The following is a 14,908-nucleotide window of genomic DNA, read 5'->3' on the forward strand; positions in this document are numbered from 1 at the left end:
AAGCTTTTTTATATTGTATCAAAACTTAAAAGCAAAAACTTTTTCAAAATAATGCAGCATATATTCTTTTGAATTTCCTGAACTGTCATACTGTATGTGGAGGTAAAAAACAAGGAAGAAAAGGATAGTTATGATCAATAATGGAATATTAAATTTCCCCTCAATACAAGGTGTCTTTTTATAATTATCCGGCAAAGCAGTAATGATTAAAATGATCAGCAGCAATGCATAAATATGATTCCAACGGAACCAGTCGGCTCCTAAAAAATAAAGCGGACTAACCCATACCAAAGAAACCAGAATGAAAATTTTAAACTTTTTTGTTTTAGAAGGCAGGAACTTTTTTACAAAGAGAAAGGATAAAAATATCATGAACAGCAATTCCAGACCAAATAAGATATAGGACTGATAAGCACTGATCATTTCCTTTCTTTCCTTGACAAAATCATAGCTAAAAATATTCAGTCTGGTAAATTCTATCCCTCTGTTTTTTAAAATCTCCAATGAATGTCCCTGGTTAATTTCCCCACCACAAAAGAACAATATTAAAATAACCAATGTAGAGGTGGCAAATAAACTTCCCAAATATTTTAAATCCGTGTTTTTTGTCTTTAAAATATAAGCGCTCATTACAAAGGGCAAATAAAAATAAAACATTTCATGGATAAACAGTCCAATAATGAAACCGATGAAAAGGATGTACTTTTTTAATTCACTCTGTTTTCCGCAAACAAAAAATAAGACCAAAGCCATTAAAATAATTTCTTTTCTCCCTGAATTAAAAATATTAACAGGAATAAACAAAAGACAAAGTGGCGAACATAATAATATTAAAATGTCCCAATTGAGTTTTTTAGATTTCAGTAAACGGAATAAAAAATAGAAAATAAGCAGAAAGAAAAATGACTGTATAATAAAAACCTGTGTGTTAAGCTGGATCTTCAGATAGTCCTGTATAAAAAACAAAAAGCTTCCGGATAAACCTCTTCTTTTAAATCCCCCGTCCTCATAATTGATGAGCCAATCTGATACCGTCCAGCCTAGCTCCGGAAGATGGGATTTAATATAGAACTGGGCAATTATATACAGTAAAATGATTAGAAGAAATCCTACAAAGCCATAAAATTTCATTTCTTTAAATATTCTTATCATATCACTTCCTATATTATCTAATTTAAAATATATATTATACTTTCTCTGATTCTTTACGAACAGAGAAGCAATAGGCAATGATACTGAAAGGCAGGCAAGCAGCCAAATAAGTCGTTGAAAAAAGATTATGCTGAAAACCATATCCGAAAAGGAGATATTTTTCCAGTACAAAGCTTAACATAACAAGGAAAACAATAAAGGTTGAAAAAGTAAACACATCGCTTATTTTTTTGACATAAAAAGATATAAATACAGCTGCAGCTGCAAAAAATAACATGACGAACTTATTGCTTTGTCCCTGAAGATTCAACGGATTATATTGCACAATGTATTCTAAATTCTTGGCTGGTAAAAGAACAGTTATAAGCAATATACATACTGTTATTATAAAGGTAATTACCGTTTTTATTTTACGGTCTGCACTTGTGGCTAAAAAGGGTTTCAGTAAAAAAATAATCAGTGGGATTACGGCAACACTTCGGGTGAGGCATAAAATTCCCAGACATATCCCTAACAATATTGGTCTTTGAAAGTAATTATTTTTAAATTTACTATGCCAGAATAGGATAAATGCAGCTACAAAAATAAAAGATGAAATAAAATCACTCTTGCACACAGTTTCATAAATATAAGATAGGGATATCCCAAACATTGCTATTGCCATGAACCTTATCAAATTACTTTTAAATTCAAGCAGAACAGTGTAGGAAAAAAGTAAAAAAGCTGCTACCTGAAGGTAACCTACATTACCTAAAAGATAAAAAGGCAAAGCAAGCAGTAACTGACCGGGAAAATATGAAGATAAGTTTCCCATAAAATTACGGGTATCATAAATGTACTTTCCGTGGATCCAGTACTCCGACGAAAAATTCAATGTCTGCCAACGATCTATATTCAATTGGTACGGATCTTTTAAGATATGGCACAAAGCAGTATAACCAACTGTCAGAACACCGATCAAAGAGTATACAAATATTATATTTATTTTCTTTTGCAATATTTGATTCTTTCTCAGAAAAAATATGAAACCATGTAAAGCGATAAATGCTATTATTAAGATACTGATCGGAATAACTGATTGTCTGATTCCATATTTTGTAAGGAACAAGAAATTAATCACAAAATAAACAGCAAAGAGTATTAAACTGTTTGCCCGTCCGCTTTTGATATAATTTAAAATCTTATTCATCTGAAAGGCTTATTTTCCAAAAATCCTCATTGCATTTTCCGTAGTAATCCTGTCAATTTCAGAAAAGTCTTTTCCAAAGATATTCACTAGTTTCCCCGCTACCAGGTCCAGATATGAGCTTTCATTTCTTTTACCTCTGTGAGGAACCGGAGCCAGGTAAGGAGAATCCGTTTCCAGAACAATCTTATCCAACGGAATTTCGTGCAGAAACTGGTCTATTTTCCCATTTTTAAACGTTACCACACCTCCAATTCCCAATAAAAAATTGAGATCAATCGCATGTTTAGCCTGTTCCAGATCTCCGGAAAAACAATGGAAAATACCGCGAAGTTTGGGGTGTTTTTTTCTTTCCAGAACTTCAAATGTTTCATCAAAGCTTTCTCTTGTATGAATAACAATAGGAAGATCTTTTTCGATAGCCCAGTCGATCTGCTGTTCAAAAGCTTTTACCTGAATATCTAATGTCGTTTTATCCCAGTAAAGATCAATCCCGATCTCTCCTATCGCAGGGAAATCTCTTTCATCGAGATAATTTTTCACGATTTCAAGTTCTTTTTCCCAGGATTCAGGTTTTACGTAGCATGGATGAAGTCCCATCATAGAAATAATTTGTCCGGGATATTCTGCCTCCAGCTGAAGCATTTTGCCGTGGGATTCTGAATCTATGGCAGGAAGATAAAATTTTGTAATTCCTTTATCAACTGCTCTTTGTATCGCCTCTTTTCGGTCTTCATCAAACTCTTCTGCGTATAAATGGGTATGTGTATCAATCATTTTCTTAAAATTTTAATAGGTCTTCATAAGGATTTTTCAGTTCCATCAGCAATCCGAAAGCCGGTTCTGTTTTGATTCCCTGTCTTTTCAGTTCTATTATTCTATGTTTAAAATCTTCTCCTTTTTCCTGTAATATTCTGTACTCTGCCATCATATGTCGGTAAGCATTCTGTTGAACTGGTGACCTATTCTGTCCGAAAATCTCTATGGGGAATTCTTCCAGCATAAAATTTAGAACGATACTTTTTTCTTCGTTAATGATGACATTCTCAACTTTTACGTCAACATCTGAAGGTATCAAACGGCTAAAGCTAATATCATCCAGAAAATCTTCTCTAAATTCCAGATCCACTTCACAGATAATATCCAGATCGCTGCCTTCAATATCAATTTCAAGAGGAATAGTTCCTGCCAAAACCGGAGAATAGGACTTTAGTTTTTCAAAGACCTGGTATTTCTGAAGAACTTCATATGCTCTTTTCTGCCTTTCATTGCCGGATTTCAAATAATCAAGTTTTGTGAAATCAATCATTTAAGAATATTTTATGCCTCACTTTTTCCCTTTGAAGTTCAATTCTTTCGTTTAATTTTTGTCTAAACTCAATATACTTTGGATCTTTTTCGTCTTCCGTTCTATGTTCCAGTGCTTTATTGATCTTGAAATTTTCTTTGATGAAACTTTTTGTCTCATCTGAAAAATAGGCCTCCCCGAACTTATCAAAAATATAACTGACAGCCTGTGAAGTCGGATGTATCATATCTTCTTTATAAAAACGGTAATCACGGAGATCATCCATCAGGATTTCATAAACAGGCAGATAATAACAGTTTTCCAGCTGTAAAAGAGCTTCATGCACGGCTGTGATCAGTTTGGATTTGCTCAGTTGATTTTCTATCATTCCATCCTTCGTATGACGTACCGGAGAAACAGTAAACAGGATCTGTACATCATCACGACAGATATCTTTCAGGTTCAAAACCGTATTGTAAATAGAGTCTGTAAGCTCCTGGTGGGAGAGCAGTCTTTTTTCAAAAAACTTCTGCGGGATTTTATGGCAGTTCGCAGCCAGTTTTTTCTTTGGAATAAATTCATAAATAAAAGAAGTTCCATAGGTAATAATCACCCAGTTAGTCTCCTGCAGGAACCTGTTTCCTTCTTCTATTCCGGCATTGATCTTATTCAGAGCTTGATGGATAAACCTCCTGTCAAAGCTGCTGTGATGATCCAGCGAGATAAATTCCTCATTAAAAGTGATCAGTTCATCTTCTGTGTAAAACTCAGAATCATGAAGTCTTTTAACGGCATTGCTGATCGAAAAAGGATTAAAAATAGTTCCGAAAGGATTATTCACCGTCTGCAGCTGTCCCAGACCCAGCAGATCGGTCATTTCCGAAGCAAAACAAGATCCTATTGAAAATATTTTATCTTCAATATTGATCTTTTTTTCCGATATTGGAATGTCTACTTCAGTTCTGAATTTCATTTTTTAAAGTAACAGGTAGCAGATAATAGGCAGCAGGCCAAAATCTGTAACCTTATTTAGCTTTCTCTTCTTAACAGATAATTTGCCAGTTCAGCGAAAGGTTTTTTCTTATCTTCCGGGATATTGATCTTTTCAAGATAGCTCTGTCCGATCTCATTGTGTTTTTGGATCAGACGTAATGCTTTCTCATCAACTTTTGTTCTTCTGAAGATCTTTTCAACACCGTATACTTTATCAATATTATCGGTCTTTTTACCGTACCAGTGGTCCAGTTCTCTTCTTTCTTCGTCCGTAGCATGTTCTCTCGCTAAAAGATAAAGAATGGTTTTTTTGTTTTCATAAATATCTCCGGCATGCTTTTTCCCGAATTGTGCCTGATCTCCGAATACATCCAGGTAATCATCCATGATCTGGAAAGCAATACCGATATGTTTTCCGAAATTGAAAATAGCTTTGGCATCTTTAAAATTGGCTCTTGCAATCAACGCTCCTATTTCAAATGAAGATGCGCTCAGAACACCCGTTTTATAAGTAATCATTCTGATATAGTCATCATAGGTCACATCTTCCTGAGTTTCAAAATTGATATCGTACTGTTGTCCTTCACACAGAAGCAGTCCGGTATGGGTAAATATCCTGATACAAGCCTTGAAAATTTCAGGCTCCAGGTCTTCAAAAAACTTATACGCTTTCAGCATCAGTCCGTCTCCGGAAAGGATACCAACATTGATCCCGTGAAGGGTATGGATAGTAGGCTTATTTCTTCTCAAAGGTGCTTCATCCATAATATCATCATGGATAAGGGTAAAATTGTGGAAAAATTCGATCGCCAGAGCAGGTTTTATAGCCTGCTTAAGATCTCCGCCAAACAGGTCACAGGCCATCAGCACCATAATAGGACGAAGACGTTTCCCACCATGAGAAATGATATAATTCATCGGGTCATAGAGTTCTGCCGGTTTGTCTTTAAAAGTATACTTATTGATGGCGTCAGCAACGATCTGCTGGTATCTGTCTAAAAATTCCATAAAATCTTATAATTTGAACAAAAATACAATTTTTCGAGGCTTTATAAAACAAAAAACTTTGCCCGGAAGGACAAAGTTTATATTATAATTTTAAGTTTTATCTTAAGTTAGAAATGTTACTGCCAGATAAGTAATAGCCGCAACAATTGCTGAAATAGGAATCGTTAATACCCAAGCCCAAAGAAGACTTACAGTAATTCCCCATCTCACGGCGGAAATTCTTTTCGTTAATCCTACCCCAATGATAGAACCTGTAATCGTATGGGTTGTAGATACAGGAATACTAAGCTGGTCTGTAATGAAAAGCGTGATCGCTCCTGCTGTTTCAGCACTTACTCCTTCTAACGGAGTTACTTTTGTAATCTTTGTCCCCATGGTTTTGATGATCTTCCAACCACCACTCATAGTTCCTAAACCAATTGCAAGGAATGATACTAGAGGAACCCAAAGATAATGCTGTGCGAAGTAGTCAAAACGGCCTGCTGAAGGTATATTTAGGTACACAGGATCATGCAGCATTTCCACATGATAATAGATCAGGGCCGCACCAATAATCCCCATTACTTTCTGAGCATCATTCAGACCGTGTCCTACACTGAAAAGTGCTGAAGATACAAGCTGTAATCTTTTAAAAGATTTGTCTGCTTTGTACGGGTTTGATCTTTTATAGATGTGAACAATTATTAATGTAATAATGATAGATATAACCATTCCTATGATCGGGGCCATAAAAATGAACAGGAAAATAGGAATTACTTTATCAAATTTCACTACACTTTGAGTCGTGAGTTGAAGAAAAGCCTGTTTTAATGTGTCAAATAATCCCAAATCCGGCTGTGCTGCCACTACATCATGGTAATCCAGCATAAAAGCATGCATCAGAGCAGCTCCTAAAAACCCTCCAATCAGGGTATGAGAAGATGAAGACGGAATACCAAACCACCAAGTTAAAAGGTTCCAGGCAATTGCTGCCAGAAGTCCTGAAAATATAACCTCAAGGGTAATAAAATTTTCATTAACTGTTTTAGCAATAGTATTTCCTATCCTGAATTCACCTATCACATAGGCGGCTAAAAAGAACGCAGCAAAATTCCAGAGAGCAGCCCAAAGTACGGCCTGGAAAGGTGTTAAAACTTTTGTAGAAACAATCGTCGCAATAGAGTTGGCCGCATCATGAAAACCATTAATATAATCGAAAATTAAAGCCAAAGCAATAATAACCGTAAGTAAAATCGGAAATTCCATTTTTGTTAGTTATAATTGTTTAAGCGTATTTAATCATGATGTTCTCAATCGTGTTGGCAACATCTTCTGCTTTGTCAGTTACTATTTCAAGATAATTAAGTACAGATGAAACTTTGATGATATTAATAGCATCATTGGTTTCAAAAAGATCTACCATTGAATTGGAAAGCAGGTCATCTGCAATGTTTTCAATAGAGTTTACTTTAATACAAGCTTCTTTCACCTGATCCATATTCTTGAAGCCTTTAAGATTTTTCATCGCATTTTGGATCTCAAGACATGCTTTGTGGATCAGAAGTGAGAAATCAGAATAAGCCTTCATTTCAGGCGATTTGTATAAGAAAATGTATTTTGTGGAAGCGTAGATATAATCTGCGATATCGTCCAGGCCAGTAGCCAGTGTGTGGATATCTTCACGGTCGAACGGTGTAATGAAGTTTTTTCCTAATTCAATGAAGATCTCATGCGTCAGTTCATCATTTTTGTGCTCATAGTCACTCATTCTTTTTAACATTGTATCATCGTTAAGATCGAAATCCTTGATACCGTTGTTAAAGTCTTCAGACATTGCAACTAAGTTTTCAGTTACTTTTTCAAAAAGTACAAAGAAAATTTTATCCTTCGGTTGAAAAGCGTGGAAAATATTACCAATTCCCATTTTTATGTATTTATAATTTGAGTGCAAATTTCCTAAAAAAGGAGTTGCCCTGAAACTATATAACATTAAGTTTTGTTAACATTCGATTAACGCCTGATAATCAAATAAAAAAACCGGCTCAAAGCCGGTTTATATAGTCTAGAATGAGTATTAATTTGCTTCTTCAGCTCTCATATCTTTTCCTTTGAATTTCATTGATGAAATATTATTCAAAAGCTCTCCTTTGAATGATTTTTCAATTTCAAAGAAAGAGAATTTCTCTAAAATTTCAATATCTCCAATTTCTGCTCTTTTTTTGCTTCCCCCTGCTGGTGAAGTAGCTTTATTGATAATATCTAAAACATCAAGTTTTTTCAACTGATCTTTTTTCCCTAAGTTGAAGAAGAATCTTACCATGTTTTCATTCTTTCTTCTAGGTTTTCCGCCACGTTCTCTTCCACCATCTCTGCTGCCTCTTACGTCACGGTCTCCACGGTCACGATCTCTTCCTCTATCTCTGTCTCTGTCGCGTCCTCTGTCTCTTCTTGAAAAATCATCATCTCTGCTGCTCAGTTTCTGCTCAGTAAGATCATGCTTATCTTTGTAATAAAGGGCAAGGTCTTTTAACTGGAACTGTAATAGCTTGTGCACCAATTCTTCTTTTGTAAATGCACTCAGATCCGGAATCAGGCTGTCATTAAATTCAAAAATATCTTCCGAATGTTCCGTAAATAGTTTTTCAAAAACACCTCCAACCTGAGCTTTGATAATTTCTTCTCCTGTTGGTATAAATTTCTCAACGATATCAATTTTCGTTGTAGATTTAATCTGTTTTAGCTTTCTGCTTTCTTCAGGCTTGATTAAAGCCATTGAAATACCATCTTTTCCTGCTCTACCAGTTCTTCCACTTCTGTGAACGAATACTTCCGGATCATCAGGTAATGAATAATGGATAACGTGCGTTAAAGAGTTTACATCCAAACCTCTTGCGGCAACGTCAGTCGCTACAAGGATATCAATGTTTTTCAGTCTGAATTTCTTCATTACCGTATCTCTTTGCGCCTGGGAAAGATCCCCGTGAAGTGCATCAGCTGCATAGCCATTCTGCATTAAGAAATCAGCAACCTCCTGAGTCTCCATTCTTGTTCTACAGAAAAGAATAGAATACTGGTTCGGGTTGGCGTCAATCAATCGCTTAAGAGCTTCTTTTTTCTGGCGGTATCCTACCACATAGTATTCATGCTTAATGTTCTTTTTAACCTCGTTAATAGAACCTACAGAAATACGGTGTGGATTGGTAAGATAATTTTTAGAAATTCTCTCCACTTCTTTATTCATCGTTGCCGAGAATAAGAAAGTCTGCTTTGTATCCGGTGTTTCTCTTAAAATTGTTTCCAACTCATCTTTGAAACCCATAGAAAGCATTTCATCAGCTTCATCTAAAACTAACCAATGAATAGCCGAAAAGTCAAGTGCTTTTCTGTTGATAAGGTCAATTACTCTTCCAGGAGTACCCACAATAATCTGCGGCTTGTCCTTTAAAGAACGAATCTGATCCATAATACTGCTTCCACCGTAAACCGCTGTGGTTTTGATGTCTTTCATGTACTTGGAGTAATTTTTTATGTCTTTAGAAATCTGAAGACATAATTCCCGTGTCGGACAAAGCACCAAAAATTGGATTTTGCGACTCGTTTCGTCAATCATATCCAAAATCGGAAGCGAAAACGCTGCTGTTTTGCCTGTCCCTGTCTGCGCAAGTGCGATCAAATCGCGAATATCTGAAAGAATGAAAGGGATAGTCTGTTTTTGGATTTCTGTCGGGCTTTCGTAACCCAGTTCGCCAATAGCCTTAAGGATGTCAGGACTTAAATTGGTCTCCGTAAATAAATTCATTAAATATTTTAAAATTTTTGCAAAGATACAACAAATATTTGACTTGTTTTTGAATAAAGTTTGAAATATGTAAACTTTAATTCAGAATCCTTTAATATTTTTTTACATTTTAAAAAATTAAAGCCAAAAAAACATACCTTCTGTTAAAAACATACTAAATATTGTTTTTTTTTATTAAAATGAATTGATTTTTTCTTTAATATTTATAAATTTAAAAAAAAGGACTACTAAACATATATTTTTCTTTTTTAATATTCTGATTATCATTTTTAAAATATTGGCACAGATAACCCTCTATCCTTCAAGATGAACACTGGAAAACTTTAACTAATTACGCTTTTTCAGATCTGAATAGTTTTATGTAACTTTGAGTGATTATCGTCTGATTTGTTGATAGGTTTAGGAAAATAAAATATATCGTCGATTATTGTTATTAAACACTCCAAACTTAGCCAACAACTCACAACCAATCAACGACCCATAACCCATAAAATAAAAATATGTCGGCCACGATTTCTTTAAAAACATTTGATTTCTTAAAAAAATTAACCAAAAACAATAACCGCGAATGGTTTACAGAAAATAAAAGCCTTTATACAGAATCGCAGGAAAATGTCATTGCTTTTCTGGACGAACTGATTAAAGAAATGGCAGAGTTTGATGAAGAGCTGGGAAAAATTGATGGTAAAAAAGCATTGTTCAGAATTTACCGTGACACAAGATTTTCGAAAGATAAAATACCTTACAAAACGAATTTCGGGGCGTCTTTAGGAATGGGAAAAGGCAGCCAGAAAGGAGGATACTATCTTCATTTGGAACCTGAAAAATCTTTCCTGGCAGGAGGTATTTACATGCCGGAATCTTCTGTACTGAAAAAGGTAAGAAAGGAAATTTCGTTGTATGGTGAAGATTTCCTAAAGATTATCAACCAGAAAGACTTTAAAAAACATTTCCCCGAACTTGACCAGGATGACAGACTGAAAAAAATTCCTCAAGGATTTGAAAAGGAAGATCCAATGGGAGAATATTTAAAATTAAAAAACTTTATTGTGATTTACCATTTAAAAGATGAAGAAGTTTTAGATAAAAATGCTATAAAAAATATGACGAAAATCTTTAAAATCATGAAGCCTTTCAATGACTTCCTGAACACCCCTATTTCATTAGATTTGTAATTGATTTGATTTCAAACAAGATTATAGCTTACTCTGTGAATCTGCGAGAGCAAAATCCCACAGATTTCACAGGTATTATATTTGCTTAAAATTTCATTACATCTTTTACTACTCCGTTATTCTGGGTATGCTGCAGCAATTCAGTTTCAATAAATATTTTAATCTTTTCTTCTGAGCCGTCGTTCGGAAAAAGCAGGTGTACGTTAGCCCCGGCATCCAATGTGAAGAATAGCGGCAGACCGGTTTCTCTTCTGAAATCCCAGGTCTTGTTAATCACCTCCATTGTCCCGGTTTTCATCAGAATAAAGGCCGGATCGCTCATCATCATCATGGCATGCAGCGTAAGAGCTTCATGCTCCACCAGTTTGATGAAGCGTTCCATATCACCACTCTTTAAGATGTCTTTCATCGGAACAAAGTTCTCTCTTGCTTCCTGGAATCTTCTTTCAGCGTAGGGATTCGTATTCATTAAACCATGTCCTACTGTTGAAGAAACACTCTTCTGACCTTCATGGATCAATAAAACCCAGTCGTTGAAATTTTTGAATATATCGTGAATCTCAGCATCCGGATATTTTACAGCAAATAAATCTGAACTTCCTTCCACCTCATCTGATGTTCCCCAAACGACCAGTCCGTTGTACAAGCTTCTGCAGGCGCTACCACTTCCTAATCTAGCTAAAAAAGAAGCCTTTCTTAAAGATTCTTCTTCAGACGTTTTTTCAGAAAAAGCCTCATCCAGCTTCATCAGGCATTTCGCTATTGCGCCGAAGCCTGAAGCAGAACTGGCAATACCGGAACTGTGCGGAAAAGTATTCTCTGTTCTGATAATATATTTCCCCCTCAATATCCATGGAAGATACTGTTCTATATTTCTGAAATATTTTTCTATTTTTTCTGCAAATTTCACTTCTTCACTTCCTGCAAGAAACGTCTGTACTGAGAAAGACTCGTCCGCAAGAAACTCCATAGAAGTATTGGTTCTGCAGTGGTTCAAAGTATAGCTAATGCTGGGATTTGCCGGAATCTGATGATCATATTTCCCCCAGTATTTAATCAAGGCAATATTGGATGGACAGCTTTCTGAAACGACCTGTGTATGAGTAGTAAAATTTTGTTTTCCTTTAAATTCTTGTGTTGTCATAGTCTGATATAAAATGATAAAACTTTTGTACCTTTTGGTTTATAAAGCTTTATTTTTTAATACATTTTTTCAATAATATCCGCATACTTTTTTAGAACTACGTTTCTTTTGACCTTCAATGTTGGCGTGATTTCCCCGGTATTGATATCAAATTCAGCAGGCATGAGGGTGAATTTTTTCACTTTCTCATAGTCTGGCAGATGACTCTGTAATTCTTTAATTTTCTCTTTATATAAAGTAACGATTTTTTCGTCTTTCACAGCTTTCTCCCAATTGGTAAAAGGGATATTATTTTTCTTGATAAAATCCTGCAAAAAATTCAAAATTCGGAACAATAAGTGCCGAAACAAACTGTCTTCCTTCTGCTACCAGCATGATCTGCTGGATAAAATTATTGTTGGTAAGCAGGTTTTCAATCTGCTGTGGCGCCACATATTTTCCGTTGGAGGTTTTCATCAAATCTTTGATTCTGTCGGTGATGATCAGGTTTCCTTTATCATCAAATTTTCCGGCATCACCTGTTTTGAACCATCCATCTTGAGTGAAAACTTTCTGGGTCTCTTCCGGCTTATTGTAATAGCCTTTCATGATACCGTTTCCTCTGGCCTGGATCTCATCGCTCTCACCAATACGAATTTCTAAGCCTGGCAAAGGTTTTCCACTGGTTCCATGCTCAAAATGGGTCAATGGGAAAAGTGTGAGTGTAGCAGTAGTTTCTGTCAGCCCGTAACCTACAGTCACATGAATCCCTACAGAATCGAAGAATTTTGTGACTTCCGGCGACAGAGAGGCTCCACCGCAAGGTAGAAACCATAGCCTACCGCCCATTTTTTCTTTAATTTTACTGAAAACAAGCCGTTCTGCAAGAGATTCTTTTAGCTTTAATCCAAAAGGAATGGACTGTTCGTTCCTTCTCAATTCAGAAGTCTGCCATCCTGTTGCCAGCGCCCAGTCGAATATTTTTTTCTTAATGGATGAACCTTCTTCAGCTTTTTCTAAAACTCCTGCATATACCTTCTGGAAAAATCTCGGTACGGCACACATCATAGTAGGTTTTACTTCTTCTAAAGCTGTGGCAATATTTTTCGGATCTTCCAGGAAATAGACTCTTGCTCCGCCGTAAAGGCAAAGTAAGCTCCAGCTTCTTTCGAAAACGTGAGTCAAAGGCAGAAATGCCAGTGAAAGTTCTTCTTCAAAATTTTTGAATTTAAAAAACTCAAAGTGGGAATCAAAAGCTTTGATAAAATTTCCGTGGGTAAGCATAACACCCTTCGGAGTGCCGGTAGTTCCGGATGTGTAGATCAATGTGGCAGTATCATCGTCCTCTTTTTTACAGATTTCCAGCTTAGGAGAGGATTTTGAAATGAAATCTTCAAGATAGAAACTGTTGAATTCTTTTTTGATCCAAACGGATTTTTTAGAAACAATAATGGTTTCCAGCTGATTGCCTTCTTTATGTAAAAATTCCAGACAGGCATCATACTGCTCTTGGCTTCCAACAAGAACGGCTTTTGCCGAAGAATCATTGAGAATATATTCTGCCTGTTCTGCATTGTTTGTAGAGTAAATAGGAACAGTGATCGCACCAATCGCCATGGAAGCGAGATCAAAGATCATCCATTCTGATGAGTTGTCTGAATAGATGGCTACTTTATCATTTTCCTGAATTCCTGCATTTTTGAGTGCATTGGCCGTTTTAAAAACGATCTCGCCGAATTTTTTCCAGCTCAGCTCTTTCCAGGATTCTCCTTTCTTTTTAAAGCCAATTGCTGATTTTACAGGATGTTTTTCTACATTTTTAAGGATAATTGCTGCGGCAAGATTCATGAATTCAGCTTTTTGTCGTTAATATAATTGTTAAGATGAAAATCGATGCTTTCTGTCACGGGAATAAACTGATAATCAATCTCTTTTTTTATTTTTTGGTTGGAAATGATATTGAGTGAGGATATAGATTCAATATTAGACTTTGTAATGATTCTCAGCTTCGGAATCAGCCATCCGAAGAGGATATTGGACAGCCTTCCTAAATTTAACTGAGATTTTGTAAGGATCTTTGCCTTTTTAAGACCTAATTTCGACCTGATCTGTTTTCCAAGATCTTCGTATTTTTTGTTTTCAGAAATCAGAATGAAACGTTCCCCAAAAACATTTTTATCCATCAGCTGAATGGATATTTCAGCAGCATCTTTTACGTCTATGTAACTGGTTCCGCCGGAAAAGGTGAAGCTATTTTTTTCAAAAGTCGGGAAAATATCACCGCTGCTCTGTCCCCAGTTTCCGCTTCCGATAATCATTCCCGGATTTACAATAATGGTATTCAAACCTTCGGCAGAAGCCCTCCAGACCTCCATTTCAGCAAGGTGCTTAGAAATGGCGTAGGCGGAGTGTTCTTCTTTAGGATTAAATTCAGAACTTTCGTCTAGCTCTCCCTTCTCATTAAAAATATCCAGTACAGCAATGGTACTCACGTGAAGGAATTTTTTCACCTCTGAGCCTTCGCATGCAAACAGCAGATTTTCTGTACCTTTTACATTAGTATGGTACATTTCTTTTTCATCATGAGGATGGAAGCTTACTTTGGCAGCACAGTGATAGACTTCATCTACTCCTATTAATGCATCCTGCAGAGACACTATATCATCAAAATCTACATCTACCCATTCGATCCTATTAAAAAAATCATCAGGATTCTCTGTATAGAAGCTGTAAGAATGTCTTACATCGTTTAAATTGCTACCTGGTCTTTTGGAAGCACGCACGTTTTTCCCTTTTTTAAGAAGTTCCAACACAACTACTCTTCCCAGAATTCCTGTTGCACCCGTTACAAAAATCATTAATTATTTACTTGATTGCTGACTAAAATATAACAATATTTTCTATCCGGCAATTCTTCAAGATCTTATGAAAAACTGCTTGTGCAAATTTGCAATTTTTAAAGCAGAATTCCACTTAATTTAACCAATATTATCATTTTGCTGGGCTTTCTTTGTATTCTGAAATACCATGTGAATATTCCTAACCACAAAAGGAGCAAAAGTTTTACACTTTAGTTGTTTTGAGCTTAAATACGCTAAAAGAAGAAGACCAATTAAGTTCATTGAAAATCATGGGTTTTCGTAATGACAAAAAAATTGTCGGATCAGACATTCCCCTCCTTTGGAGGGGGTGGCGAAAATTCAAA

At 35.8% G+C, this 14,908-nt stretch carries 12 protein-coding genes and 1 pseudogene; 1 reads left to right on the top strand and 12 read right to left on the bottom strand.

The window, feature by feature from the left end:
• Positions 1-18: 18 nt before the first annotated feature.
• From QF044_RS12150 to QF044_RS12190, 9 genes are all read right to left on the bottom strand, one after another.
• The gene (locus QF044_RS12150) at positions 19-1,152 is read right to left on the bottom strand and encodes a hypothetical protein (protein ID WP_307267521.1); all 1,134 of its coding nucleotides are present in this window, start codon (positions 1,150-1,152) and stop codon (positions 19-21) included.
• Between the two features lie 34 nt (positions 1,153-1,186).
• A complete protein-coding gene (locus QF044_RS12155; protein WP_307267524.1) occupies positions 1,187-2,149 on the bottom strand; it encodes a hypothetical protein in 963 nt (320 codons plus the stop codon).
• A gap of 201 nt (positions 2,150-2,350) precedes the next feature.
• Entirely contained in the window at positions 2,351-3,115 is a 765-nt protein-coding gene (locus tag QF044_RS12160) for a TatD family hydrolase (RefSeq protein WP_307267526.1), read from the bottom strand.
• Positions 3,116-3,119: 4 nt separating this feature from the next.
• Positions 3,120-3,647 carry a DUF4269 domain-containing protein gene (locus QF044_RS12165; RefSeq protein WP_307267529.1) on the bottom strand — a complete coding sequence of 176 codons (528 nt, stop codon included), beginning with the start codon at positions 3,645-3,647 and terminating at the stop codon, positions 3,120-3,122.
• The gene (locus QF044_RS12170) at positions 3,640-4,599 is read right to left on the bottom strand and encodes a GSCFA domain-containing protein (protein ID WP_307267530.1); all 960 of its coding nucleotides are present in this window, start codon (positions 4,597-4,599) and stop codon (positions 3,640-3,642) included. Before QF044_RS12170 ends, QF044_RS12165 begins: the two co-directional genes overlap by 8 nt.
• A 56-nt stretch (positions 4,600-4,655) precedes the next feature.
• A complete protein-coding gene (locus tag QF044_RS12175; RefSeq protein WP_307267532.1) occupies positions 4,656-5,627 on the bottom strand; it encodes a polyprenyl synthetase family protein in 972 nt (323 codons plus the stop codon).
• Positions 5,628-5,729: 102 nt separating this feature from the next.
• A complete protein-coding gene (locus QF044_RS12180; RefSeq protein ID WP_307267535.1) occupies positions 5,730-6,872 on the bottom strand; it encodes an inorganic phosphate transporter in 1,143 nt (380 codons plus the stop codon).
• Positions 6,873-6,891: 19 nt separating this feature from the next.
• Positions 6,892-7,530, bottom strand: a complete 639-nt coding sequence (locus QF044_RS12185) for a DUF47 domain-containing protein (protein WP_034705775.1) — start codon at positions 7,528-7,530, stop codon at positions 6,892-6,894.
• Between the two features lie 150 nt (positions 7,531-7,680).
• Complete coding sequence (locus QF044_RS12190; RefSeq protein ID WP_307267539.1) at positions 7,681-9,405, bottom strand: DEAD/DEAH box helicase; 1,725 nt, start codon at positions 9,403-9,405, stop codon at positions 7,681-7,683.
• 500 nt (positions 9,406-9,905) lie between these two features.
• On the opposite strand from QF044_RS12190, the gene QF044_RS12195 reads away from it, so the two are divergent.
• Complete coding sequence (locus tag QF044_RS12195; RefSeq protein WP_307267541.1) at positions 9,906-10,580, top strand: DUF2461 domain-containing protein; 675 nt, start codon at positions 9,906-9,908, stop codon at positions 10,578-10,580.
• 85 nt (positions 10,581-10,665) lie between these two features.
• Here the strand turns inward: QF044_RS12195 and QF044_RS12200 are convergent, their stop codons facing one another.
• The 3 genes and pseudogenes from QF044_RS12200 to QF044_RS12210 form a co-directional block, all read right to left on the bottom strand.
• Positions 10,666-11,724 (bottom strand): diphosphomevalonate/mevalonate 3,5-bisphosphate decarboxylase family protein, encoded by a 1,059-nt coding sequence (locus QF044_RS12200; RefSeq protein ID WP_307267543.1) that lies wholly within the window; start codon positions 11,722-11,724, stop codon positions 10,666-10,668.
• A gap of 56 nt (positions 11,725-11,780) precedes the next feature.
• Positions 11,781-13,551 (bottom strand): annotated as a pseudogene (locus QF044_RS12205) (long-chain fatty acid--CoA ligase).
• Positions 13,548-14,561 (bottom strand): NAD-dependent epimerase/dehydratase family protein, encoded by a 1,014-nt coding sequence (locus QF044_RS12210; RefSeq protein WP_307267546.1) that lies wholly within the window; start codon positions 14,559-14,561, stop codon positions 13,548-13,550. Before QF044_RS12210 ends, QF044_RS12205 begins: the two are co-directional and overlap by 4 nt.
• Positions 14,562-14,908: the final 347 nt, after the last annotated feature.

The sequence above is a fragment of the Chryseobacterium sp. W4I1 genome (assembly GCF_030816115.1).
GTDB lineage: Bacteria > Bacteroidota > Bacteroidia > Flavobacteriales > Weeksellaceae > Chryseobacterium.

What these genes read in the sequence shown, in the direction of transcription:
- QF044_RS12210 (WP_307267546.1), bottom strand. Translation starts at nt 14,561, where the DNA reads ATGATTTTTGTAACGGGTGCAACAGGAATTCTGGGAAGAGTAGTTGTG.
- QF044_RS12160 (WP_307267526.1), bottom strand. Translation starts at nt 3,115, where the DNA reads ATGATTGATACACATACCCATTTATACGCAGAAGAGTTTGATGAAGAC.
- QF044_RS12165 (WP_307267529.1), bottom strand. Translation starts at nt 3,647, where the DNA reads ATGATTGATTTCACAAAACTTGATTATTTGAAATCCGGCAATGAAAGG.
- QF044_RS12185 (WP_034705775.1), bottom strand. Translation starts at nt 7,530, where the DNA reads ATGGGAATTGGTAATATTTTCCACGCTTTTCAACCGAAGGATAAAATT.
- QF044_RS12200 (WP_307267543.1), bottom strand. Translation starts at nt 11,724, where the DNA reads ATGACAACACAAGAATTTAAAGGAAAACAAAATTTTACTACTCATACA.
- QF044_RS12175 (WP_307267532.1), bottom strand. Translation starts at nt 5,627, where the DNA reads ATGGAATTTTTAGACAGATACCAGCAGATCGTTGCTGACGCCATCAAT.
- QF044_RS12170 (WP_307267530.1), bottom strand. Translation starts at nt 4,599, where the DNA reads ATGAAATTCAGAACTGAAGTAGACATTCCAATATCGGAAAAAAAGATC.
- QF044_RS12195 (WP_307267541.1), top strand. Translation starts at nt 9,906, where the DNA reads ATGTCGGCCACGATTTCTTTAAAAACATTTGATTTCTTAAAAAAATTA.
- QF044_RS12150 (WP_307267521.1), bottom strand. Translation starts at nt 1,152, where the DNA reads ATGATAAGAATATTTAAAGAAATGAAATTTTATGGCTTTGTAGGATTT.
- QF044_RS12190 (WP_307267539.1), bottom strand. Translation starts at nt 9,405, where the DNA reads ATGAATTTATTTACGGAGACCAATTTAAGTCCTGACATCCTTAAGGCT.
- QF044_RS12180 (WP_307267535.1), bottom strand. Translation starts at nt 6,872, where the DNA reads ATGGAATTTCCGATTTTACTTACGGTTATTATTGCTTTGGCTTTAATT.